The following is a 24,354-nucleotide window of genomic DNA, read 5'->3' as shown; positions in this document are numbered from 1 at the left end:
AGGGCTCATGGTCGTAGCCTAGTTGTTCATGGAGAGTCGCGTCGGGATCGTCCTCGTGTCGCACAGTGATCGCCTGGCGGGCGGCCTGCGCGACCTGCTCGGCCAGCTCGGATCGGGGGACGCGCCGGTGGCCGTCGCCGGCGGTACCGACGACGGCGGGCTCGGCACCAGCCACGACCTGGTCCGGGCGGCGATCGCGGCGGCCGACCGTGGAGCGGGCGTGGTGGTCCTGCCCGACATCGGCAGCGCGGTGCTCACGGCCCGCCTGGTGCTGGAGGACGAGCCGCGCGCCGACGTCGTGGTGGTCGATGCCCCGTTCGTGGAGGGCGCCGTGGCGGCGGCGGTCACGGCGAACGGCGGGGCAGCGCTGGAGGCGGTCGTCGCGGCCGCCCGCGAGGCGCGCACCGTCCCCAAGTTCCCGTCCTAGCGCGCGGGACACCAGGGCGGGCGAAGGGCCGCCCGGTCCGCGATCGCGGACCGGGCCGAACGGCCGTGTCCGGTTCACCGGCCGTTTCTCAGAATCGGATTCGGGTGAATGGACTTCAGTTACCACCTGGTACACCCGGGTCTCGATGATCGATCATTACCGGCGGGCCACATTCGGCCCCGCGAAGTCCGAACCAAACGGGTCGTGCAGGCGATATACCAGGTGGAACCGCATCTCGCGGAAAGGTGTGTCTTCCGCCGCACAAAGTTAATATGATCACCACCTTTGCCCACAAAGCGTCAGGTAGGTTTTCAACGCCAGAAGGGCACGACTCCTGTTCGCCCAGTATCAGTTCAGTAAGGTGTGTTGCTCATGGCGCCCAGAATGATCAAGCGCGGTTCGGCCGAACCCGATCCCGACCGCCTCCGCGCGATACTCGAACGGGCCATGCGAATGCCCGCTCTGAGTGACAAGTACGCCGCCGCTCGAAGTTCACGAACGGCTCCCACCTTGCGGGATTTGCCGGTTCTCACCAGGGAGGACGTCAATAAGGCCATCGACCACCTGCTCCGGCGCGATCCGGGCCGCCTTGAAGGCACGTTGCTGAACGTCACCGGCGGCACGATGTCCGAGCCGCGGCTGGGGGTCGTCCCCGAGGACATGTTCCTCACCGAGATCCGCACGCGCTGGGATCCGCTCGACCCCGGCGACCTGCTCATCAGCCTCTTCTCGCCCGGGCACATGTGGTCGGCGCACTACTTCCACAACGCGCTGGGCCGCCGCTCGGGGGCCTCGACCATCCCGTTCGAGACCCCCGACGACGCCGAACTCGGCCGCAGCCTGGACTTCTACGAGGGCCTAGGGGCCACGGCCCTGGCCGCCACCCCCGATGCCATCCGGCGCATTCTGCGGTTCTGCGCATCGACCGGGCGGCGGCTGCCGTGGCTGCACAAGCTGCTGTGGGCGGGGACGGGGTTCGACGACGCGACCGCGGAGCTGCTGTCGCGGCAGTTCCCGCACGTGCAGGCGTGGGGGCTCTACGGATCGGCCGAGACCTGGATGATCGGCCATATCGGGCCGGAATGCGCGCGCAACACCTTCCACGTGCTTCCGCACCAGCACGTCGAGATCGACAACGGCCGGCTCCTGCTGACCACGCTGCACGACGACTGCGTCGTTCCACTGATCCGCTACGACATCGGCGTGGCGGGTTCTTGGGGTGCCTGCACCTGCGGCCGCGAAGATCGTGCGATCCGGGTTTCCAAGCGCACCGATTCGCTGTTCGAACTGCTCAATCAGCTCGTTTCACCCGATGACCTGGTGGAACTCGCCTTGCAACTCGAAACGGTGCGCGAAGCCGAGGTCGTCCTGATGGAACCGGACACCGAGAACGCGCGAATGCATTTGCGCGTGCGATTGGAACCCGGTGTCGACGCCGACCCCTACACCTGCGAATGGATCCGGCACCACGTCGTCACCGGAAGCTTCGGACTGGCGCGGATGCTGGAGAAGGAACCCGAGCTGTTCGAGGTCGTCGCGGTCGGCCGGCTGCGCGGATACACCCTCGGTCCCGACTCACCCGCATTGACCGCCGAGCGGGCATGACCCCTTCGATCCGCGGCGCCGTAGCCCCGGCGGCCCGCGATCGGACGGCCCCCCGCGCGACACCCCTGGCCCTTCCCGCGTCGGCCGCCGGCCGCCGGACGCCCGTGATCCCCCGCGCCGCCGGGCCGCGCCCCGCGTGACAGTCCGCGGTTCCGCCTCCGGCCCGCGCACCTCCCCGAACCAACAGAGTTCGATGGGATATACGAATCCTTATGATAGGGTGCCGGTGCATCTCCGGGATCGGTGCACGCATCCGCAGGTCGGTCACGTTCCGCTCATGCCCCGCCCCACACGGTGAGTCCCCGATCCCGGGATCCCCTCGGCCGCGACCGTGCCCTCTGCGGCAGGGAAGCGCTCGGCGCACCATTGCCCCACGATTCCCGTGCGGCCACGATGCCATAGGAGGATAAGCAAACTGATATACCATGGCCGGATGACGCAGCTCCCCATCGAACAGAGGATCGGGCATCATCTAAAGCGCGCCCAGCAGGAGATGATCGCCGCGAAACACGCCGCACTGCGGCGATTCAACCTCACCGTCCCCCAATACACCGTGCTGTTCGTGCTGTCCGAGGAGCCCGGGCTGTCGGGCGCGGTCCTGGCCCGCAGGTGCCTGGTCACCCCGCAGACCATGTCCTCGGTCCTGGCCACGCTCAACCGGCGCGAGCTGATCGAGCGCAAACCGCACCCCATTCACACGCACATTCTCGAAACCAGGCTTACGCGAAGCGGCCGCGCTTTGCTGGCACAGGCGGATAAAGCGGCGATCGCCGTCGAACAGCATTTGGGCGACGCATTCACCCGCGAAGAGACGGAACAGCTCGTCGAATTCCTGGGGCGCTGTTCGGAAAGCGCGGCGAAAGCACGGGCGGAGGCGTCCACCTACACGGATCAGTGACCGCTGATCCGACCGATCCCAGCGAACCCACCCAGCCCGCCACGGGTCGCGGACCGCTCCACGCGGCGCATCCGCGCGGCCCCGACAAGGAAACCCGCGCCCGCAGGGCGCGCACAGACGGAGCCCGCTGGGCGATGCCGGCGACGACCACGGTCGCCCGGACGGCCCCATCGCCCCATTCCGGCCCGCGCCAGACCACTTCGGCGACGCCGCCGACCGGGAAAACTGGTTGAATATCGTCCAATCCCGGCAGCCGGCGTCCCATGCCCCGGCCCATCACCCAGGCGTCCTTTGCCGGGGCTTCTTCATGCCTCCCGGACCCGTCCCCGCCCGAGACGCGGCATTCGGCATTGCACTTTGCCCCGAGCAGGAGTATAAGAATTCTTATACGCGTAGGGCATCGAATGCCTCACGTGGGAGCACCCCTGGCACTGGCTCCGGGCACCGCCGGCATTGGCCGCCGGCGGTGCCGCATCCCGCTTCCCGATCCCTCCCCCGGCCTCTCCGCGGCAGCGCCCGGTGCCGGCCGGCACCGCGCTTCCCGGGCGCCCCAACTGCGGCGGTCGCCCCGGCACGCCGGCCCCGGAGGTCAGACCTCCACGGCCCGGCCGTCGTAGGCCACCTCGCCGTCGAGGACGGTCACCCAGGCGGCCCCCTCGTTCAGCCGCTCCACCGGCACCGATTCGATGTCGCGGTCGAGCACGACGACATCGGCGAGCTTGCCGGGGGCGAGCGAGCCGATCCGGTCCTCCATGCCCAGCGCGTGGGCCGCGTCCAGCGTGTGGGCCCGCAGCGCCTCGTGCAGCGTGATCGCCTGCTCGGCGCCGATCGAGGCGCCTTCGCGGGTGGTGCGGCGCACCGCGTTGGCGATCGTGTCCAGGGGGCGCAGGCTGGAGACGAACGAGTCGCTGGAGAGCACCGGCCGCAGCCCCAGGTCCAGCTCCTCGCGCATCGGCTGCAACCGGTGGGCGCGGTCGCCGAGGCGGCGCAGGAAGTCGCCGCCGCTGTCGTGCAGGAAGTTCGGCTGGTTGACCGGGATGACGCCGTAGTCGGTGAAGCGCTTGGCCTGCTCCACCGTCGGGAAACCGCAGTGCTCGATGCGCGGGCGCGGGTCGGGGCCGCTCACCTTCACCGCCGCGTCGATGGCCGCCAGCGTGTGCGCCATGGCGGCGTCGCCCTGGGTGTGGATGGCCACCTGCCAGCCCTCGCGCGCCGCCCGGGTCACCAGGTCCCGCAGCTGCTCGGGCTCCCAGTACATGCTCCCGGCGAACTGGCCGCGCTCGCCGTAGGGCACGGTGAACTTCGCGGTGCCGCCGAGCAGGGTGCCGTCGGAGTAGAACTTCATCGCGCCGAGGCGGAGCCAGTCGTCGCCGAAGGGGCCGGCGAGCCCGATCGCGGTCAACTCGTCGAGCTGGTGCGACAGCGGCATACCGACGGTGCGCAGCGGCAGTGTGCCCGCCGCCCGGGCTGCGCGGTAGGTGCGCAGCTCCCGCTTTGACACCTGCGGGTCGCAGATGGTGGTGAGCCCCGCCGACAGGTACGGGTCGCGGGCGGCGGCCAGCCAGCCCAGGAGCTGGTCGGCCGGCAGGTCGGTGTGGAAGTTGGGGCCGTGGCAGCCGATGTCCACGGCGAGCGGGAGGAGCAGTTCCATCGCCGAGTCGACCACCATGCCGGTCAGGCGCCCGCCCTCGTCGCGCAGCAGCGCGCCGCCGGCGGGGTCGGCGATGTCGTCGGAGATGCCCGCGTGCTGGAGGGCGGCGGTGTTGACCGCGGCCTGGTGGCCGGAGACGTGGTAGATGATCACCGGGTGCTCGGTGGTCGCCTCGTCGAGCCGGCGGCGCGTCGGGCGGCCCTCGGGGTACTTCGCGTCGTCCATCCCGAAGGCCCGGATCCACTGGCCGGCGGGGGTGTGCCGCGCCTCCGCCGCGATGGCCTCGACCAGGTCGGCGACGCTGGTCACCGCCGGGTAGCCGGCGTCGACCGCCGCCAGCGACTCCGCCGTGGACAGCAGGTGGTTGTGCGGGTCGATGAAGCCGGGCAGCACGGTCCGTCCGCCCGCGTCGATCTCGCGGGCGCCGGGACCGGCCGCGGCGCGCGCGTGGTCCTCGTCGCCGACCGCGGCGATCCGCCCGTGGGCGACGGCCAGCGCCTCGGCGCGCGGCCGGGTGCCGTCCATGGTGAGGATCTTCGCGTTGCGGATGAGAAGCGCGGACAACAGGGCCTCCTTGACATATGGGATGGTGGGATGAATGACCGACGGTGGACCGCGTCCTCGTGCGGCCGCCGCCGCGCCCCCGGGAACGCGCGGAGCGCGTCCCCGGGGGCGCTTCACGAACGCCCGCGGGCCGGGCGGGAAGCGCCGGCGGCGTTACGGGGCCGCCGCGGCGACGATCTCGTCGTCGCGGTAGCTGGGCGCCTTGACCAGGCACGCCACGCTCACCAGCGCCATGGCGATGAGCAGGATCGCGACGGGGTAGATGCTGCCGGTCGCGGCGAGCAGAGCGGTGCAGGCGATCGGCGAGAGCCCGCCGAAGATCGCGCCGGCCACCTGGTAGGCCAGCGAGACGCTCGTGTAGCGGACCTTGGGCGGGAACATCTGCGACAGGATGCGGGCGATGGGGCCGTAGGTCGCCGCCATCGCCACCCGCATCACCGCCAGCGACAGGAAGATCATCGCCGTACCCGCGCTCATCGCCAGGAACTGCGGGACGGCCAGGACCGCCACCGCCAGCAGCCCGGCGATCACCACGCGCTTGGTGCCGACCCGGTCGCCCAGCCAGGACACCCCGACGGTGGCGATCAGCTCCACCGCGGCCGCCACGGCCAGCGCGTTGAGGATGAGTTGTTCGCTCACCCCGACCTCGGTGGTGGCGTAGGCCTGGAGGAAGGTCGTGACGATGTAGTAGCCGCCGACCGCGACGGGCAGGCTGCCCAGGCCGAGCAGCAGGGTCCGCCACGAGGTGCGGACCGCTTCGCGCAGCGGCATCTCCGCGGGCTGCGCCGACCGCCCGGCGCCCGCGGTCCCGGCCTCGGCCTGGACCGCGCTGAAGACCGGGGACTCCTCCACCTTCAGCCGGATCGCCATGCCCACCAGGACCAGCACGATCGAGGCGAGGAACGGGGCGCGCCAGCCCCATGTGTGCAGGACGTCGCCCGGCAGGGCGGTGATGAGGCTGAAGGAGCCGCTCGCCAGCAGCGCGCCGGCCGGGTTGCCGAGCTGGGCGAAGGATCCGTAGAAGGTCTTGCGGTTCTCGGGGGCATGCTCGACGGCCATGAGGACCGCGCCGCCCCACTCGCCGCCCACCGCGATGCCCTGGACGAACCGCAGCACCACCAGCAGCAGCGGGGCGAGGAACCCGGCCTGTTCGTAGGTGGGCAGCAGACCCACGGCGAACGTCGCCACACCCATCATCAGCAAGGTCGTGACCAGGGCGGACTTGCGTCCCAGGCGGTCGCCGAAGTGGCCGAAGACGATCCCGCCGAGAGGGCGGGCGAAGAACCCGACGGAGAATGTGGCGAACGACGCCATCAGCCCGACCAGCGGATCGGTGCCCGCCGGGAAGAACAGCTCGCCGAACACGAGCGCGGCCGCGGTGGCGTAGACGTAGAAGTCGAACCACTCGATCGTGGTGCCGACGAAGGCGGCGATCGCCGCGCGGGCGGGGTGGGGAGACCCCTGTGGCAGTCGGTGGGACATGGCTACTCCGTGCGGGTTCGGGCGGTGCGCGCGGCGGGACGGCGCCGCCCGCGGGTGCGGGCCGACGGTGCGCGCACCGCGGCGGGTCGTCGGGATCGCTTGCGTGACCTGCGGGTTTCCGGATCAATCCGGGGAATCCGGGTGATGATGTGACGGTAGACACCGGAGCGGCACAGGGTGCGGGATAATCCCTCCAATTCAGCTTGCGACTCATGTGCGCTTCGCACAATCCGCCCGCGCGGCAGCCGCCGCACCGCCATCGAGGAGGCCGAAGCGTGCTCACCGTCGGGGATCTGGTCCGCAGGCCCGGCCTGGACCTCCGGGTGCTCGCCGGCCGGCCCGGGCTCGGCCGCGGGGTCCGCTGGGCGCACGTGACCGAGCTGGCCGACCCGGTGCCCTGGCTGCGCGGCGGGGAGCTCGTGCTCACGGTCGGGCACGGGGTGGGTGCCACCCCCGGCGAGCAGCGCGACTACGTCGGGCGCCTCTACGACGCCGGCTGCGCCGCCCTCGGGTTCGCGCTGGACACCTGGATCGAAAGCGTCCCGGAGGGGGCCCTCGCCGCAGCGGACGACCTGGGCATGCCGCTGCTGCGGGTGGCCGGCAGCACGCCTTTCATCGCCATCGTCGAGGCCGTCGCCGATCACCACGCCGAGGCGCGGCTCCGCGCCCAGCAGCGGGTGCTCGCCGCCCAGGACGCCATGGCGCGGGCGTCCCTGCGCGCCGGGCTGGGCGGGGTGCTGCGCGAGCTGGCCGCGGCCACCGGCGGGGAGGCCGTCCTGTTCCGGGCCAACGGAACGGCCCGCGCGACCTCCGGGACCGGCGACCGGCCATGGCACGGCCTGGCCCATTCCGGCGCCGCCGCCGAGGCCGGGCGTCCGCGCGGCATGACGGTCCTGTCCGACGACGGCGCGACCATCCTGTCCCAGAGCCTGAGCATGAGCGGCACGGCGCTGGGGCGGCTGGCGCTACGCTGCGCCGCTCCGGTCTCGGCGCACACCCGCATGCTGGCCAACCACGCGGCGTCGCTGCTGGCCGTCGACCTGCACGGCGCGCGCACGGCGCGGCGCGCGGTGCACCGCCAGCGGGCACGCGTGCTGGGACTGCTGCTGGACGAGGAGGCGGCCCCCGGTGTCGTCGCGCACGCGGCGCGGCTGCTCTCGCTGCCGGCACCGCCGATGGAGGTCGCCGTCTACCCGTCGGCCCGCCCCGACGCACTACTCGATGCCGCGGCCGACACGATCGGCGATGTGCTCGCCGACGGAGCCTCCGCCGACCGGGTGGCCATGTGCGCCACACCGGACGCCCTGGTCGTGGTGGTGCCCGACAGCGAGGTGCGGCCCCGCATCGGCGCCCGGCTGCTCGCCGAACTCCGCACCGCCCTGGGCACCGACCGCGGCGCGGGCGGCGACCGCCCCGGCGGCCACGACCGCCACCCGGGCCACGAGGACGCCGCCCCGGCCCCCGAGGTGGCGGGTGCGTGTGCCGCGCGCACGGCCGCCGATCTGCGCGCGGCGGCACGCCGGGCCGCACGCGCCGCGGCGGTGGGGCCGGGCTACCGGCACGTGGACGACACCGATCCGCTGGCGCGGCTGCGCCGGGCGATCGGACCCGGCGACGCCGAGGAGTTCGTCGCCCAGGTGCTCGGCCGGCTGCGGGACCACGACGCCCGCAACGGCACCGACCTGGTCGCCACGGTCCACCGCTACCTGGACCACGACGCCAACATCGAGGCCACCGCGCGGGCCATCGGCGTGCACCGCAACACCCTGCGCGCCCGCCTGCGGACGGTCGAGCGGGTCTCGGGCCGCTCCCTGACCGCCCACCACCGCCTTGAGCTGTGGCTCGCCCTCACCCTCGACACCACCGCCCCGCCCGGGGAGCCGCCCGCGGGCTGAGGCCGGCGGAATCCGTGGGCCCCGCACGCCCGGCATCGCGTCGACGCCCTCCCGACGCGGGCCGGACGCGAGCCGGGGCCGGGGCCGGGGCCGGGGCCGGCGGGAGGATGCCCCGGCCGCCACGCCCCCGCCAGTGACAGTGGGAACGGAGCGAACGGTGCGGCCGTACGCGCATTCGACGGCGGGCGGATCGAGGCGGCCGACTTCGGCGGCGTCGCCGCCGGCGAGCACGTGATCGGGTTCCGGTACCCGCGCCGCTCGGACGCGCCGGCGGCGGTCGCCGTGGCGATCACCGATCACGGCGGGCGGGCCGCCGCGGAGGTCGCGGTGGATCCGCGCACCGCCGAGGTCCCCGCGGCGTTCATGGCCGGGGCGGTCTCGACCGCCCGGGACATGCGGGGCCGGCCGCCGGCCGCGCGTGCGGCCGCGGCGGTCCCGCCCGACACGGCGCCCGCCCGGGACATGCCGGTGCCCCTGGCGGCCAAAGCCAGGGGCACCGGACCGGGGGTACCGCGCATACCGCGCCCCGGGGTCCCCACGTACATCCCCCGGGGCGCGGGGTCAGATGGGGACTTCGACGAACTGGTCGCCCTGCACGTTCTCCACGACGACGGAGGTCACGTCCTCCGGATCCACCAGCGCCGACCCGTCCATGTTGGTGCCTTCCTCCTCCCCCGAGACCAGCCAGCTCCCGGCGACCTCACGGGTGCCGTCCTCGGCCACCACGATCACCCGGCACTCCTCCCCTTGGGGGATCCCGGTGACCGCGGCGTTGACCCGGACCCAGCCGTCGGCCGGAGTGACCTGGACGGTCGCCCGCGCCCCCGTCGTGGGGTCGTCGCCGGAGGCGACCACGGTTCCCGACGGCGGCTCGGCCGACGGCGAAGCCGGGGGCGCCGCCACCGGCGGCGCATCGGGTGCCACCGCCCGGCCGACCACGGCTCCCCCGACGACCAGGACCACCGCCGCCGAGGCGGCGACCAGTGTCAGTACGGTGGCGCGCCGCCGATCGTCCACCCGTTGTTCCCTGCGCACACGGCGCAGAGTGCGCTGCAGCATCAAATCCCCGTTGTCCGGCGGGCCGTCGAGCAGCGCCTCGGGCGGCAGGTCGCCGAGCCTCTCCTTCATGAGCAGTAGTTCGCCCAGTTCCTCTCGGCATAGAGCGCAGGAGGCGACGTGGTCTTCCACCGTCAGGCTCTCCCACTGGTCCAGCGTCCCCAGCGCGTAGGCGCCGAGCAGGCGGGCGTCCCCGTGCCCATCGGTCGTCATCCCATCACCTCCCTCAAAGCGGTCTTGTCACTGCGGAACGCCGTGCGCAGCGCGCGAAGCGCGTAGTGGGACCGGGATTTGACCGTACCCGGCGGCACTCCGAGCACCTTCGCGGCCTCACTGACGCTGCGACCGTGGAAATAGACCTCGATCAGTACGTCGCGGTGGTCATCGGACAGGGTGGCCAGAGCCTCCAGCACCACCACCGAATCCACGACCGCGTCGGCGTGGTCGCGCTCGACCGCCGTGTGGGCGGGCGATTCCGCGACCTCCTTCGGCCGGGCGTCACGCGCCCGGGCCCGGTCGGTGACGATGTTGCGAGTCACCGTCAGCAGCCACCCCCGGACCGAGCCCTTGCCGTTGACCAGGACATCGGGGTTTCGCCAGGCGCGGATCAGCGTCTCCTGCACCACGTCTTCGGCGGCGGCCCGGTCACCGGTCAGCCGGGTCGCGTAGGCGAGCAGTGAGCGCCCGTGCTCGTTGTACAACGAGCGGATCAGCGCTTCGTCGCCGGCCGATCTTCGACCGCGGGACAACGCTCGTGCCATCCCTGAACCCCCTCCTTCCTGACGCCGTGCGCGTCGGCGGAGCCGTGTCGGCTCCGTCCCCCACACGGACGGCGACAGAAGGCGGTTCAATCGGTTTCGCGCGGATTTCCGGTATCCCGCGGGATCCGGGGGGACGTCCTCGTGGCGCCCGGGCATCAGCACCTCCGGCCGGAGTTGACGCAGTCGACGACCCGGGCCATGAGTTCCTCGCTCATGACGTTGACGAACATGGCGTGGTCGGTGCCCGGGGACCGGCGCTGCTCGGGGAAGGAGTCGATGGCGTAGGCGACCCCTTCGGGCACGTCGTAGCCGAGTTCCACGCGGAGCCTGGGGACGGGGAAGGTCCGCGGCGGACAGGACCCGTCGGCCCGCGGGGGGACCAGGTGGGTGCGGTGGTCCTCGCTGTCGGTCGCCAGCCCGTTCCAGCAGCTGGGGAAGTCGAGCAGGCGCAGGACCCGGCTGCCGGGCTCGCACAGCGGGTAGCGGTCGGTGATCCGGTCGGGCTCCCCGGTGCAGCTCCACTGCGCGGGGGGCGGTCCGGTCCCCTCGGTGAAGGCCAGCGGGTCGCCGGTCACCGAGCGCAGGAAGCGCGGCATCGCGACGACGTCGCTCACCGGGTTGCCCTGGAATTCCAGGCGCACCGTCGACGGGGGCAGGATCTCGCCGATGTTGCCGTGGCCGCCGCCACCGGGCTGTTCGTGGTCCTCCCCGGTGCGGTCGAGGCGGCGCAGGACCGGCCAGAAGTAGGTCGACCGGTCGTCGGCCGCCTCGCAGGTCGTGTCGGCGGCGGCGAGGGTCGCGTCCGTCGACTCGAAGTAGGTGGAGAGGTTGCCGACGTATTCGTGGGTGTGGTGGGCGGCATTGGGGACTCCGGGGGTGAGGACCGGGTTGTCGGCGTTGTAGTGGCCCTCCTCGTTGCGTCCGCACTCGGAGGTGAACGAGCCGGCCGAGGCGTCGGGGCCGGCCGGGGCGGGCGGCGGACCCTCGGGGACGTCGCCGATGGGGACGAAGTCACCCCGCGCCGGACCGTCGCCGGGCAGCGGCCCGATGAAGGACGAGCGGATCAGGGTCGCGGTCGTGCCGATCAGGATCAGGGAAAGGCCGGCGAGGAGCACGGTCCGCACACGGCGGCGCCGTTCAGCGGTCCGAAGGGACGTCAGCATGGCCGAATTCTCGCGTTGTTCCGACCCCGGAGAAACCCGAATCCCGGCCATCCGCCCCGAAGCACCGCGACGCGGGAAGCCGACGGCCGCGCCCCCGCAGGCTGAGCGGGTGGCACTGAGCGAGCCGGAGGGGGCGCGGCGCCGTCTGGACTGAGGAGCGGGGTGCGACCGAGGAACGAGGGAGTACGCCGCGACGAGGGAAGGCGGCGCCTTGAAGCGCCCCCGCAGGCTGAGCGGGTGGCACTGAACCGGCCCCTCCCGTGATCCGTGTTGCCCTTTGTGGATGTTGTCCGTGTGAGGCCCGATCGAAGGAGGTCGATGGCCGAGATCAGCGTTTGCCGGACCCATGCCCCGAGCCGGGCGCGCTCCCCTCAGCACCCTCCGCCGCCTCGAACGGGGGCGGCGGCCACTGATCCGGTCGGTTGGGACGGCAGGAGGGGATCATGCGGGTTCAGCGGTTCACGAAGAGGTTCGCCGGCGCTCCGGACAGCATCGCCGAGGCGCGGCACTGGCTGGACGGCCTGTTGGCTCCGGTCTCGGAGGTCGCCGGCGTGCCCGCGGAGGCCAGGGCCAACGCCGTGCTCATGCTCTCCGAACTGGCGACCAACGCCGTCCGCTACACGGCCAGCGGCGCGGTCGGCGGCTCGTTCACCGTGTGCGTGGACCTGTCGCCGGGAACGCTGCGCGTCCGGGTCCAGGACGGCGGTTCCGACACGTCGACGCCGCGGCGCCTCTCAGCCGGCCCCGGCGATGAGAGGGGACGCGGGCTGGTCCTGGTGGACGCGATCGCCGACTTCTGGGGGCCGCTGGCGGACCCGCCCGGCATGTTCTTCGACCTCTCCTGGACGCCGGTGAGCCGGCGCGCCCCCGATCGGGGCCCGCGGTCGGGCGCGTGCCTCCGCCGCAATACCGGGCCGGGCCGCCGCTGAGCCCACTGTCCCGGCTGCGCGGCACCACCGGACGACGCTCGCGGATCCCTTTCTCGAATGGCGTTGCACGCGCCTGGTCGGGGGCCGCGCCGCTCCGGGAATCCGGCCGGTCGCATTCGAGGGGGCCGCGGATTGCGGCCGACCGGCCCATGCCCGGGGGAATTCCGGTCGCGGACCCCCCCGGAATTCCCGGCGATTTCCCGGCCCGCCCGAGAATGGGCCGGCACGGCGTCGCCACCCCGGCTGCTCGGGCGGCGGCCCGGCGCGGGCGATCGGCGGGAAGCAGCCGGCCCCGGGCGTGATCCGCCGCCGGTTCCGGGTAGTGCAGCGCCCACGGCACGGGGCGAATGGGGGTCCGATGATCAGCGGCGGGGCGTGGGTCAGCCTGCTGGTCCTGGCGGGCTCCGCGGCGGTCCTCGTGGTGGTCGGCGGGCCGTTCACCCGGCTGGTCGACCGCCTCGCCGACCGGACTGGCATGGGTGAGACGCTGGCCGGATTCATCCTGATCGGCGCGGTCACCGCGCTGCCGGGTCTGGTCACCAGCGTCTTGGGGGCGGCGCGCGGGGACCCCGAGTTCGCGATGAACAACGCGCTGGGCGGGATCGCGTTGCAGACGACGTTCATCGCGCTGGCGGACCTGTTCTACCGGCGGGCCAACCTGGAGCACGCCGCGGCCTCACTGCCCAACCTGCTCGCCCCCGTCGGGCTGTCCATCATGCTGGCGACCGTCCTGGCCGCCGGGGCGGGCCCCCAGCCGTCGTTGTTCGGCGTCCATCCGGCGTCGGTGCTGCTCGTCCTCATGTACTGGGCGTGGCTGCGCCTGTCCCAGCAGGTCCGCCGGCATCCGATGTGGCGGCTGGAGCGCACCGCCCAGACGCGGCCGGACGTGCCCGATCCCGCGTCGCACCGCCCCGGTGAGTCGCTCGCCCGCATGTGGGTGTCCTTCGCGGCCATGGCGGCGGTGGTGTCGGGCACGGGGTACGTGATCGGTGAGGCCGGGCTCTCGCTGGCCGCCGAGACGGGGCTGTCGGGCGGGGTGGTCGGCGCCCTCGTGACCGGCGTGGTGACCTCGACGCCGGAGTTGGTCACCGTGCTCTACGCGGTGCGGATCCGCGCCCTCCACCTCGCCATCGGCGACATCATCGGCGGGAACGGGTTCGACGTGCTGTTCCTGTCGGCCTCCGACATCGCCTACCGGCACGGGTCGATCTACGCCGCGATCAACCGCGAGGTGATCCTGGTCACCGCGATCGGCATCATCCTCAACCTGCTCGTGGCGGCCGGGCTGATCCGCCGCGATGAGCGGGGTATCGGATTCGAGGGGATCGCGATGTTCGCCGTCTATATCTGCGGAATGGCCGCACTCATGTTCATGGGCTGAACCTGCGCGGCAGGGCGGCCTGTTTCCCCTTTCCTCCCGCGCCGAAAATCCCCCATTTCCGGTATTTCCCGACCGTCCACCGGTTCGCCCGTTCACCGCGAACACTTCCTGGGTGAATTCAGGCTCGGCTATTCTTATCCGCAGCACCTGGGCCGCCCCCCACGACCGCGAGCACCAGAAACGGGCAGGAGGTCTGTCGATTGGTCGGCGGCACGGCCGCGTCCGGTCCCTGGCCGCTCCTCGGCCGCGACCCCGAACTCTCGGCCTTCGACTCCCTGCTCGCCCCCGACTCCCGGTGCGGATTCATCGAGGTCGCCGGTGAACCCGGGATCGGCAAGTCCCGGCTGGTCGCCGAGGTCTGCCACCGGGCGCGCGCGACGGGGTGGTCCACCGCGTGGGGCACCGCGGGGGAGGCCGCCGGCGAATCCGAGCGCGACCCTCCCTACGGCGTCCTCATCGACGCGCTCGACGACCACCTGGCCGACCGCGCCGGCACCGCCGAACTCCTGGAGCCCCACCACCTCGGCCGGCTCGCGCCGGTCTTCCCCGCGCTGCGCGGCACGCGCCCTCCCGGGAGCCCCGAGGCGCCGGCCGACCGCTACACGCTGCACCGCGCCTTCGCCGCCCTGCTGGCCGCCTTGGCGCCCCCCGGCGGGCTGCTCCTGGTCCTCGACGACGTGCACCGGGCCGATCCCGCCTCGGCCGAGCTGATCTCCTACGTCCGCCGGCACGCGCCGCTGCCGCGAGTGCGCGTCGTGGCGATCCGGCGCACCCGCGGCTGCCCCGGGCCCCGTGCCGGGTCGCGTCCGGGCGTCGCCGGGTCCACCCACCGGATCGAGCTGGGGCCGCTCGACCGCGCGGCGGTCGCCCGGCTGCTGGGGCCCGGCACCGCCCGCGCCCGGTGCGCCGAACTGCACCGCGCCAGCGGCGGCAACCCGCTCTACCTGGAGGTGCTGGCGCGCGCGCCGGGGTCCCCCGGCACCGAGCGGAGCCCCGCCGAGCTGGACTGGGGTCACGCCAAGCTCTTATCGGAGTTCCGGTTCCTGTCCGCGTCCACCCGCCTGGTCGCCGAGGCCATCTCCGTGCTCGACCGCCCCTCCGACCCCGAGCTGATCGCCGTCGCCGCGGAGACCGACACCTCCGGGGTGCTCGCCGGAACCGCCGACCTCTTCGCCGCCGACCTGCTGCGCGAGGCGGCGCCGGGCGCGGCGGGCGGCGGGGTGGAGTTCCGCCACCCGCTGCTGCGCCGGGCCGTCTATGAGTCGGCCAACCCCTTGTGGCGGCGCGGCGCCCACGCCCGCGTGGGTGCGCTGCTGCGCTCCCAGGGCGCCCCGATCCAGGTGGTCGCGCCGCACGTCGCGCGTTCGGCGCGGGTGGGCGACGACACGGCGGCCGAGCTGCTGGTCGAGGCGGCGCGCACGGCCGCGCGCCACGCGCCGGGGACGGCGGCCGGGCTCCTGCGGTCGGCCCTGGGCGTGTGGATCGACCCGGCCGACCCGCGCCGCGTCGGCGTGCAGCTCGATCTCGCCGCGGCGCTGCTGGCGAGCGGGGACCCGTCGGCGGCCCATGACGCGCTGCGCGACGCCCTCCCCCTGCTGGCCCCGGACGCCGACGGTCGGCGGTCCGACGCGATCCGGATGTGCGCGGCCGCCGAGCGCCTGCTCGGCCGCTGGGACGCGGCCGCCGATCTGCTGCACCACGAGCTCTCGTCGCACCGGCCCGGCGCCGGCGCGACCGCCGCCCTGTGGCGTGAGCTGGCGCGCACGGAATTCCACCGCGCCGACCCCGGCACCGCCCGCGCCGCCGCGGTGCGGGCCCGCGACGTCGCCGAGGAGCACGGCGACCGCGCCGGCGCGGCGGCGGCGGCGAGCATCACCGCCTACTGCCTGGCCGCCATGGGGGAGATCGAGGCCGCGGACGCCGAGAGCCGCGCCGCCGGACGCCTCGTCGACGGCCTCAGCGACGCCGAGGCCGCCCCGGTCCTGGAGGACGTCATGTGGCTCCCGTGGGCCGAGGGACTGCTCCAGCGTTTCGGCGACGCGCTGCGCCACGTCGAGCGCTGGCTCGGCGTCGCACGGTCGACGGGGCGCGACGCGGCGGTCAGCGACCTGCTCACCTGCAAGGCGTCGGCGCTGACGTGGCTCGGCCGGCTGCGGGAAGCGGCCGAGTGCACCGAGGACGCGGTCGACGCCGCCCGGCGGATGCGCGCCGACACCCCGCTCCTTCCGGCGCTGGTGCACCGGTCGCTGGTGCTCGCGGCGCGCGGCGACATCGAGGGGGCCCGGACGCACTGCGACGAAGCGGTGCTGATCGCCGCGACCCGGCAGCCGCTCTTCGGGCCCCTCGCGGAGTTCACCGCGGGGGCCGTGCGGTTCGCGGCCGGCGAGCAGGCCGTCCTGCACCGGGACGCGGTTCCGGGCCCGGGTGCGCGGCCGCGGCCGCCCGACTTCCCCCTGCGGGCCGGCCTGTACGCCCTTCTCACGGCGTCGGCGCTGCGCTCCGGCGATCCGGGCGGCGCCGAGTTGTTCGCCGCGGAGGCGCAGCTGAGCGGGTCCGCCGAGCTGCTTCCGTGCAGCACCGGGTTCGCCCGGCTGGCGCGGTCGATGGTGCTGGTGGCGCGGGGGTCGGCGGGCGAGGGGCTCGACGCCGCACGGGCGGCGGTCGGTGCCTTCGAGCGAGCGGGAGCGGTGGCCGCCGCCGGGATCGCGCGCCTGGGCGCGGCGAGCGCCTGTGCGGCCGCCGGCGACCGGGCCGCCGCACTGGACGAGCTCGACCGCGCCGCCCACGCCTTCATCGCCTGCGGCGCCGACCGGCTGCTGCTGGAGACCGTGCGGCGGCAGCGCAGGCTGGGGCGCCGGGTGCCGCGGCCGGGCGCCCCGCGCCGGTCGCGTGAACGCGGGGGCGACCTGACACCGCGCGAAGCCGAGATCGCGGCCCTCGCCGCGCGGGGGCGGACCAACCGGGAGATCGCCGACACGCTGGTGATCAGCGAACACACGGTCGAGACGCACCTGTCCCGGGTCTATGCCAAACTCGGGGTCTCCTCGCGCACGGCGCTCGCCGCCCACCTGCGCGACGACAGCGGGGACCCCGTGTGACGTGCGGTGACGTGGTGGGGCGATGTACATGGTTTCCGGGATGCATCGCACGGGCCGCACGCCGACGATGGTGGTCGTCGGCGGGAACGGGTCCGGGGGCCACCGAGGACCCACCGGTACGCGGCCACCGGCCGTTGTCACCGCTCGCCAGGGGGGAGGTCGGCATGGACGAATCGGCACCGCACGGCGGCTGCCCGCCACCGCGGCCCCCGTCTCCCCCGGCCGTCCCCTCCCGCCTCCTCTCTCTCCGCCGCATCCGGTCCGGGCGCGCCATTGCCGGTGGCCGGCCGCGAACCCGCAGACCCTAGAGCGACGACCCCGCGCGGGTACCCCTGACGCGGAGCCGCCCGCCGATCGTCGGGCGGCGACCGCCAGGGGTCCCGGGCTCGGCGGAGCCCGGGACCCCGCCACCGCTCCCCTGACGCACTGGCGCCGGCCGTTCACCGGTTCCCGGCAGGCCGCCGGCGCCCGTGCCGCGGCGGCCGTGTGCACCTCCCCCCGTCACACGGCCGCCGCTCCATCTCCCGGCCGCGCCCGCCGCGCGGCCCGGGGGAGCCGCGCCGGTCCGGGGGCTCCTCTCTCCCCCGCGCCGGCCGGTTCCGCCGGCCTCGGACGAGTCGGCGCGCCCCCTGCTCCGGCCCCGGCGGTCGGCATCCGGCTCGGGCCCGGGTAGCGCCCTGGACGCCGCGGCCCCGCGGGCCCCGCGTCCCGAGCCCTTCGGTTTCGGCCCGGGTGCGTCGGACGCGTCCGGCGGCTTCCGTGCGCGCGGGCCACGGGGCCGCGGCCTCGCCGCCGTCCGCGCCCTGAACGTCCGGGGAGGCCGCTCAGGCCGGCGGACCGGCGCAGCCGTGGACCGGGGGTTCCATCAACAGGGCGTGGATATGGGATTCGGGCATCCGGTCGAGTTCTGCGCGCAATTGCGCGTCCCACATTGCACGGATTTCCGGTGCCTCGTCAGCGGGGATTTTCGCCACGCGCGTTTCATCTTCGTGGGTGGCCGAGAAGATACGGTTCCCGCCGAGGTCCCGTGATTCGAGTTCGGCGATCTCCACACCATGCTCCCGTGCCCAGGCTCGCAGTTCCGGCATTGTGATCTGCCTGACATTGCAGAACATCGCGACCACACCTCAGCCAGCGTTCGACGCGTCTTCCCTGCGTATCACGCTACCCACTCCAAACACGCCTCACGCTGTCGCCCTTGCCACGTGGCCGATTCAGGCCGGGCGCTTTCACCCGTGTTCCACGGCTCCGGCCTGCGCGGAACCCCGCGCCGGCCCTTCGGTGCGTCGGCCGATTGTGGACACCGCTCCCGGACGCAATCGATTCGAAGCCCATTGCGAACGCGCCACGCCCGCATAAAAGCCCCGAGGATACGCGAATACCAGACCGGCCTATTTCGAACCCCGCCCCGAACCGGAAAATGCGTCCGCGCCTCCCGGTCCCCCGCCCCGGGGCACGGCGGCGGCACCCCATCCGCCCCGCCACCCACTCGCGGTGGGGACAACCAAAACCGGGGAATCGGCCTCCTGTCGCCCCCTCCGCCGGCACGGCACCGGGCCGTCGGCGCGACCGCCGCCCGACCCCGCCGCCCCGCCGGGTCGACGACGTAACCACTGCTCCCGATGATCTTGACTCCGGGCCCGGCGCCGGCCGTTCCGCTCCCGAGATCCCCGGCGCGCACGCGCGCGAACACCGGGGGCGACCTCGAAGGGCATTTTCGGACATGCCATGTTTGATGATCATGGCTCGACCATTACCCTTCTCAACGCGCGTAGATTCTAGGATTTCGCAGGACCTCGGCACGTGGCGCGCCTGGCGCGAAGGGGGTCGTGGCGGCGCTCACGCGAGCCCCGTCTGGAAACGGCGATTAGCGGCCCATGTCGGCCACTACCTGCGGGAATAGCCGTTTTTCAGTCAGGTGGGATTGCAGGAGAGTGTCTGTCTACCTCGGGAAACCGGCCGTGCCATGACGCAGTGGGTGCCGTGGATCACCAAGGATGACCTGGTTTGTCGTGTGTGGCCCCTGGGGGACGTGAAGCCTTATACGAGGTCATTCGCCTCCTGGTCGGCATCCGCACCCAAACCCCCCAACAAGGAAGGCAGAGCATGCGCAAGATTTTGATCGTGGGTGCAGGGCAGGCGGGACTGACCCTGGCGAGGGGTCTCCAGCTCCACGGCGGCTACGACGTCACCCTGATCAACGGCAAGACCAGCAACGAAGTCCGTATGGGGACGCCGCGCATCACCCAGTTCTCACTGCCGCGGGCACTGCAGACCGAGCAGCGGCTCGATCTCGACCGATGGTCGGGCTTCGCACCGCGCATCGTCGGCCTGCGCCAGCCGGTACAGGAGCCGGCGGCGATCACCGGGACCTTCCCGGCCCACCGGTTCGGGATCGCGGTCGATGCCCGCGTCAAGCTCGCCGACTGGCTGGAGATGTTCGAGGACAAGGGTGGCAAGGTCGTCATCAACGGCGTGACCATCGACACCCTCGACTACTTCACCCGGATGTACGACCTCATCGTCATCGCCACCGGCGGCGGCGAACTGGGGGCGCTCTTCGACACCGACGGCGAACGGTTCTCCGGCGCGCACCAGCGCGTCGTCACCCAGGTGTTCGTCCGCGGCCTGGCCCCCAGCCCCGCCGGTATGTCCTACGCCGACGTGATCTCCTCGCCCATCGGCCGCATCATCATCGCGCCGATCCAGACCGAGGAGATCGACACGCTCGTCCACTCGATCACCGTCCTGGACAAGCCGGGCGGCGTGCTCGACGGCGGGCACCTGGCGGACTCCGGCGGCGGCCACCGCGGGCCCGACCCGCAGTCGATCGCCGCGTGGATCCGCTCCACACTCCAGACCTACGCCCCCGAAACCGCCGGGCGGATGACCGACATCGAGCCGGTGAAGGGCAGCGGTCTGGTCACCACCAGCGTGCCGGTCGTCCGGAAGCCTGTCAGCCACCTGCCGTCGGGGGGCGCGGTCCTGGGGATCGGCGACGTGGTCATGAGCACGGACCCGATCTCGGGCCAGGGCTGGAACGTGTCGACCATGTCGGCACAGATCTACCTGGAGCGCATCCTCGCCCACGGGGACCAGCCGTTCGACGCGGCGTGGATGCAGGAGACCTTCGACGCCTATTACGAAGCCGAAGGCCGCCACTCCGCGACGCTGAGCGCGGCGCTCGACGGCATCTGGGAGGGCGGGGAACCCCCCGCGTTCTTCCAGGCCATCATCGGAGCCGCCATCCAGAACGAGAAGGTCGCGGAGGCCTACGCACACGGCCTCGACGACCCCTCCACCTACGGGTGGTTCTTCTCCGAGCAGGCCGCGATGGAGTTCCTCGCCCGGCACCAGTGAGCACGACGTCCACCAACGACCCTCCTGCCTTCCCCCAAGTAGAGGAGCCCCCATGCCGGGAGCACAGCCCCAGCAACCCCCGACCCAGCATTCGATCCCGCGGCCGAAGGTCTGGAGCCGGCGGAACATGCAATGGCTGTACGACCTGTTGGTGGTGCACGGGACCTACTGGGCCGCGTGGGGGTGCCGGTGGCCGCATATCGCCGCCCTCTACCGGGAGAACCTGCGGGAACGCCATCTCGAAGTCGCGCCGGGCACCGCTTACCTCCCCAACAAGGTGGGCCTGCCCGGTGACGCGCCGGAGCTGCACCTGTTCGATCTCCACGAGGGATCGCTGGACGTCAGCGAGCGCCGGCTGGCGCGCTACAACCCGCGCCGCCACCAGGGCGACGTCCTCTCCCCGTTCCCCGAGGGCATCGGCCGCGTGGAGTCGGTCGCAGCGACGAACCTGCTGCACTGCGTGCGCGGGATCGGCGGTGGCGGAATCGCTTCCAAGGCGCCCATCTTCGACCACGTGGCCGCCGTCCTCGAAGAGGGCGGGACCTTCTTCGGGACCACTGTCGTGCGCTGGGACGGCATCGGCACCGACGTGCCGATGAGCCGGTTCGGCCGTCGTGTGCTGGCCCGAATGAACGACCAGGGTATCTTCGCCAATCTCTCCGACTCCCGCGAAGAACTGGAACGCGAGCTCGCGACCCGCTTCGACGACGTGCACGTCGAACTGCGCGGCGCGATGGCGCTATGGAGCGCGAAGGGCCGCGGCCCCGGCCGGTGACCCCGGCCAAGTGAGGACGTGGGGCCGGATCCCACCTTCAGGGTTCCGGCCTCCGCTGTGCGGTGCGGCCTCACCCGGGCCGCTCCGAATCGGTTGGCCCCGCGCGCGCAGTGGACGTGCGGGCGAGCGGAGAGGCATGCCATGGCGGAGACCGTCACTTACGGCGACCATCTGGCCATCGTGGGGATCGGCGTCCGATTCCCCGGTAACATCACCACCCCTCATGAGTTCTGGCGAGCGCTCACGGAGGGCCGCGACCTCATCGGAACCTACCCCCGGGAGCGCTGGGAGCGCATCGCCCCACTCCTCGACCCCACCCAGCGCCCCGCGGAACCACCCGCCGCGGGGATCATCGACCACGACTTCGACGGGGCCTTCTTCGGGATCGGCCCCCGGGAACGCGCCCAGATGGACCCCCAGCACGGCATCCTGCTGGAGGTCGTCCACGAAGCGCTTGCCGACACCGCCATTCCGCCGAGTTCCCTGGCGGGATCCGCCACCGGGGTCTTCGTCGGCGCCGCGTCGTTCGACCAGGCCACCCTGACCCTGGGCGGCACCGGCCGCGTCGACATGCAGACCGCGGCCGGCTCCGGCATGGCGCTGCTCTCCGGGCGCGTCTCACACTTCCTGGACGCGCGCGGCATCAGCGCGACGACCGACACCGCGTGCTCGTCCTCGCTGGTCGCCACCCACGAGGCGTGCCGCGCGCTCCAAGCGGGCGACGTGTCCACGGCGATCGTCGCCGGGACCAACATCCTGTCCAATCCCCGCATCACCGCCTCGTTGGACGCGCCGGGGGTGATGTCGCAGCTCGGCAGGTGCCGCCCCTTCGACACGCGCGGCGACGGCTACGTGCGCGGCGAGGGCGTGGGCGCCGTGGTCATCATGCGCCACGCGGACGCGGCGGCTCTCGGCCTGCGCCCGTATGCGCTCATCGAGGCGTCCCTCGTCAACTCCGACGGCTTCTCCAATGGGCTCGGCCTGCACGCCCCCAACGTCGACGCCCAGCGCGACCTGCTCACCGACGTCTACTACCGGGCGGGAATCGACCGGCGCGAGGTCGACTACATCGAGGCGCACGGTACCGCGACCGCGGCCGGGGACCGGGTCGAGGCGACCGCGATCTGCGACGCTCTCGGTCCCGGCCGCCCGGCGGCCGAACCCGTCCTGGTCGGGTCGGTCAAGTCCAACCTGGGCCACTTGGAGGGCGCCGCCGGGATCGCGGGACTCATCAAGACCGCCCTCGCCCTGCACCACGGCGAGATCCCGCCGACCATCAACCACGACGAGAAACGGCCCTCGTTACGGGCCCTGCCCTTCGAGGTACCCACGCGGGCGGTGGCCTGGCCCGAGCGCGGACGGCCCCGCCGGGCCGGCGTTTCCGGGTTCGGCTTCTCAGGGACCAACGCCCACGTGGTCCTGCGCGGCGTATCGGCCGGCACACGTGCACCGGCCCAGGACCGGGCGGAGCGCCGGCCCGAGCTTCTCGCGCTCTCCGCGCCCAGCGCCGCCGCGCTGCGGGAGACCGCGGCCCGGCTCGCCGCACCCGTGGGCGGGCAACCCGATCTCGCCGCCAGCGCACGCACACTCCTCCGCGGCCGAGACCACCACGCATCGCGCGCCGCCATCCGCGCGTCCGACCCCGGCGAGGCCGCGGACGCCCTGCGTGCGCTCGCCGAAGGCCGCACGCACCCCGCTCTGGCCGGACCGCGCCGGCTCAAGCTGCGCCCGCGCCGCCGGGCCGGCAGAGCCCCGGCCTCCCCCGTGGTGTTCGTCTTCCCGGGCCACGGCGCGCACTGGGAGGGGATGGGGATGCGGCTCGCCGAGCGCCTGCCCGCCTTCGCCGCGGAGCTGGAACGCGTGCGGGCCGCACTCGGCGAGTTCACCGACGACCCGTGGTCGCCAGAGGACTCACTCGACCCCTTCGTGGCCAAACAGCACGGCGTGTTCGCCATGCAGGTCGCGCTCACCGCGGTGTGGCGCTCGTGGGGGGTCGAGCCGGGCGCGTTGATCGGGCACTCGCTCGGTGAGGCCGCCGCCGCACACATCGCGGGAGCACTCTCCCTGCGCGACGCGGCCCGGCTCGTGGTGGCGCGGTCCCGGCAGATCGACCGCACCTCCGGGACCGGGCACATGCTCGTCACCGAGCTCACTCCGGCCCAGGCCGCCGAGGCGATCGCGGGCCACGGCGACGACCTGGCCGTGGCGGTCCACAACGGGCCACGGACCACGGTGGTCTCCGGCCGCGCCCCCGCTCTGGACGCCGTGGAAAAGCGCCTCACCGGGCGGGGGGTGTGGGTCCGGCGGATCACCGACGTCCCGCCGGGCCACTGCGCCCTGCTCGACCCCTACCTGCCGGAGCTGCGCGCGGCTCTGGTCCCCCTTGCCCCCCAGGCCGTGCGGATCCCGATGATCTCCACCTCTACCGGCCGGGCCGTCGACGGCGGCGAACTCGACGCCGACTACTGGACGGCCCAGGCCCGCGGCCGGGTCCGCATGGTCGATGCCCTGCTCCTCGCCGCCGACCACGCCAAGAACCTGCACCGGACCGAACCGGTCTTTCTGGAGATCGGGCCGCGCGGTGTGGTGGGGCCCAACATCGAGGCCGTCCTCACAGACGGCGGATGGCCGGGCACGGTGGTGTCGGCCCGCCGGCCGTCGGAGTCCCGGCGCCCCGCGCACACGGCCGTCGAACCGGTGGAGGACGAGTACGAGGCCCTGGTCGCCCAGGCCGCCGATCTCTATACCTGTGGGCCGGTTCCCATGGGGGTCGCGCCGGCGGACGCACCCGTGGCCGCCCTGCCCCCCATGGTGTGGGACCGGTCGAGCGCCGATGAGGGCGCGGAGGGGGTCGATGCGAGTGAGCTGATGCGCAGGGACCCTGCGGCGGCCGTCGCCCTGGTTCTCGCCGACACCCTCGGCCTCGCCTCCGATGTGCGGCTGGACCCCTCGGAAGAACTGCTCACGTTGGGGATGCACTCGATGAAGAGCCTGGAACTCGCCCGGTCGCTGCGCGCCCTGGATCCGCGTCTGGTCGATCTTCCCCTGGCGGAGGTGGCCCAGTCCGCCACCGTCCGTGAACTGGCCGATTCAGTGTCCGGTTGGCTCTAGGCACTGTGACGACGCCGTGGCCCCTGGAACCGTGCCGCCCACCGGCGCGGGTCCGGGGCCCGGCGCCGCCGGGCCGTGCCCGTGCGCCGCCGCCTCGTGGCGGCGCGGTCGGGGTGCGGCGGTCAGCCGCAGTGCTCGAAGGGGCTGGTGTAGCTCTGCGATCCCACCGATCCGCCCCAGCGCACGCAGGTCGCAGGG

The 24,354-nt window shown here is 73.1% G+C and carries 16 protein-coding genes; 10 read left to right on the top strand and 6 right to left on the bottom strand.

What is annotated here, in order from left to right:
* Nucleotides 1–28 precede the first annotated feature (28 nt).
* The 3 genes from dhaM to ACFO4E_RS02100 all read left to right on the top strand — a co-directional run bounded on the left by dhaM (nt 29) and on the right by ACFO4E_RS02100 (nt 2,930).
* On the top strand, nt 29–427 hold the full coding sequence (gene dhaM / locus ACFO4E_RS02110; protein WP_378570977.1) for a dihydroxyacetone kinase phosphoryl donor subunit DhaM: 399 nt from the start codon (nt 29–31) through the stop codon (nt 425–427).
* A 519-nt stretch (nt 428–946) separates the two neighbouring features.
* Entirely contained in the window at nt 947–2,032 is a 1,086-nt protein-coding gene (locus ACFO4E_RS02105; protein ID WP_378570975.1) for a phenylacetate--CoA ligase family protein, read from the top strand.
* A 433-nt stretch (nt 2,033–2,465) separates the two neighbouring features.
* Complete coding sequence (locus ACFO4E_RS02100; RefSeq protein ID WP_378570974.1) at nt 2,466–2,930, top strand: MarR family winged helix-turn-helix transcriptional regulator; 465 nt, start codon at nt 2,466–2,468, stop codon at nt 2,928–2,930.
* A gap of 589 nt (nt 2,931–3,519) precedes the next feature.
* On the opposite strand, the gene ACFO4E_RS02095 is transcribed toward ACFO4E_RS02100, so the two are convergent.
* Nucleotides 3,520–5,145, bottom strand: coding sequence for an amidohydrolase (locus tag ACFO4E_RS02095; protein ID WP_378570972.1), 1,626 nt, complete (start codon nt 5,143–5,145; stop codon nt 3,520–3,522).
* A gap of 153 nt (nt 5,146–5,298) precedes the next feature.
* On the bottom strand, nt 5,299–6,627 hold the full coding sequence (locus ACFO4E_RS02090) for an MFS transporter (RefSeq protein ID WP_378570970.1): 1,329 nt from the start codon (nt 6,625–6,627) through the stop codon (nt 5,299–5,301).
* Between the two features lie 275 nt (nt 6,628–6,902).
* Here ACFO4E_RS02090 and ACFO4E_RS02085 point away from each other — a divergent pair, with 275 nt between their 5' ends.
* On the top strand, nt 6,903–8,522 hold the full coding sequence (locus tag ACFO4E_RS02085) for a PucR family transcriptional regulator (protein WP_378570968.1): 1,620 nt from the start codon (nt 6,903–6,905) through the stop codon (nt 8,520–8,522).
* Between the two features lie 561 nt (nt 8,523–9,083).
* Here ACFO4E_RS02085 and ACFO4E_RS02080 read toward each other — a convergent pair.
* The 3 genes from ACFO4E_RS02080 to ACFO4E_RS02070 form a co-directional block, all read right to left on the bottom strand.
* Complete coding sequence (locus ACFO4E_RS02080) at nt 9,084–9,791, bottom strand: zf-HC2 domain-containing protein (protein ID WP_378570967.1); 708 nt, start codon at nt 9,789–9,791, stop codon at nt 9,084–9,086.
* On the bottom strand, nt 9,788–10,339 hold the full coding sequence (locus ACFO4E_RS02075; protein WP_378570965.1) for a sigma-70 family RNA polymerase sigma factor: 552 nt from the start codon (nt 10,337–10,339) through the stop codon (nt 9,788–9,790). Before ACFO4E_RS02075 ends, ACFO4E_RS02080 begins: the two co-directional genes overlap by 4 nt.
* A 155-nt stretch (nt 10,340–10,494) precedes the next feature.
* The gene (locus tag ACFO4E_RS02070; protein ID WP_378570963.1) at nt 10,495–11,502 is read right to left on the bottom strand and encodes a DUF1996 domain-containing protein; all 1,008 of its coding nucleotides are present in this window, start codon (nt 11,500–11,502) and stop codon (nt 10,495–10,497) included.
* 443 nt (nt 11,503–11,945) lie between these two features.
* On the opposite strand from ACFO4E_RS02070, the gene ACFO4E_RS02065 reads away from it, so the two are divergent.
* The 3 genes from ACFO4E_RS02065 (at nt 11,946) to ACFO4E_RS02055 (ending at nt 16,910) form a co-directional block, all read left to right on the top strand.
* Nucleotides 11,946–12,431, top strand: a complete 486-nt coding sequence (locus ACFO4E_RS02065; protein WP_378570961.1) for an ATP-binding protein — start codon at nt 11,946–11,948, stop codon at nt 12,429–12,431.
* Between the two features lie 358 nt (nt 12,432–12,789).
* Nucleotides 12,790–13,812, top strand: coding sequence for a sodium:calcium antiporter (locus ACFO4E_RS02060; RefSeq protein ID WP_378570959.1), 1,023 nt, complete (start codon nt 12,790–12,792; stop codon nt 13,810–13,812).
* A 200-nt stretch (nt 13,813–14,012) separates the two neighbouring features.
* Nucleotides 14,013–16,910, top strand: coding sequence for an ATP-binding protein (locus tag ACFO4E_RS02055; protein WP_378570957.1), 2,898 nt, complete (start codon nt 14,013–14,015; stop codon nt 16,908–16,910).
* An 824-nt stretch (nt 16,911–17,734) separates the two neighbouring features.
* Here the strand turns inward: ACFO4E_RS02055 and ACFO4E_RS02050 are convergent.
* Complete coding sequence (locus ACFO4E_RS02050; protein WP_378570955.1) at nt 17,735–17,962, bottom strand: hypothetical protein; 228 nt, start codon at nt 17,960–17,962, stop codon at nt 17,735–17,737.
* 1,054 nt (nt 17,963–19,016) lie between these two features.
* Between ACFO4E_RS02050 and ACFO4E_RS02045 the strand changes: the two genes are divergently transcribed.
* The 3 genes from ACFO4E_RS02045 (at nt 19,017) to ACFO4E_RS02035 (ending at nt 24,156) form a co-directional block, all read left to right on the top strand.
* A complete protein-coding gene (locus tag ACFO4E_RS02045) occupies nt 19,017–20,270 on the top strand; it encodes a styrene monooxygenase/indole monooxygenase family protein (protein ID WP_378570954.1) in 1,254 nt (417 codons plus the stop codon).
* Nucleotides 20,271–20,397: 127 nt separating this feature from the next.
* Complete coding sequence (locus ACFO4E_RS02040) at nt 20,398–21,045, top strand: hypothetical protein (RefSeq protein WP_378570952.1); 648 nt, start codon at nt 20,398–20,400, stop codon at nt 21,043–21,045.
* A gap of 141 nt (nt 21,046–21,186) precedes the next feature.
* Nucleotides 21,187–24,156 (top strand): beta-ketoacyl synthase N-terminal-like domain-containing protein, encoded by a 2,970-nt coding sequence (locus tag ACFO4E_RS02035; protein WP_378570950.1) that lies wholly within the window; start codon nt 21,187–21,189, stop codon nt 24,154–24,156.
* Nucleotides 24,157–24,354: the final 198 nt, after the last annotated feature.

The sequence above is a fragment of the Nocardiopsis mangrovi genome, assembly GCF_042653925.1.
Classification (GTDB): Bacteria; Actinomycetota; Actinomycetes; order Streptosporangiales; family Streptosporangiaceae; genus Nocardiopsis_B; species Nocardiopsis_B mangrovi.
This window is presented reverse-complemented; position numbering and strand designations above follow the sequence as displayed.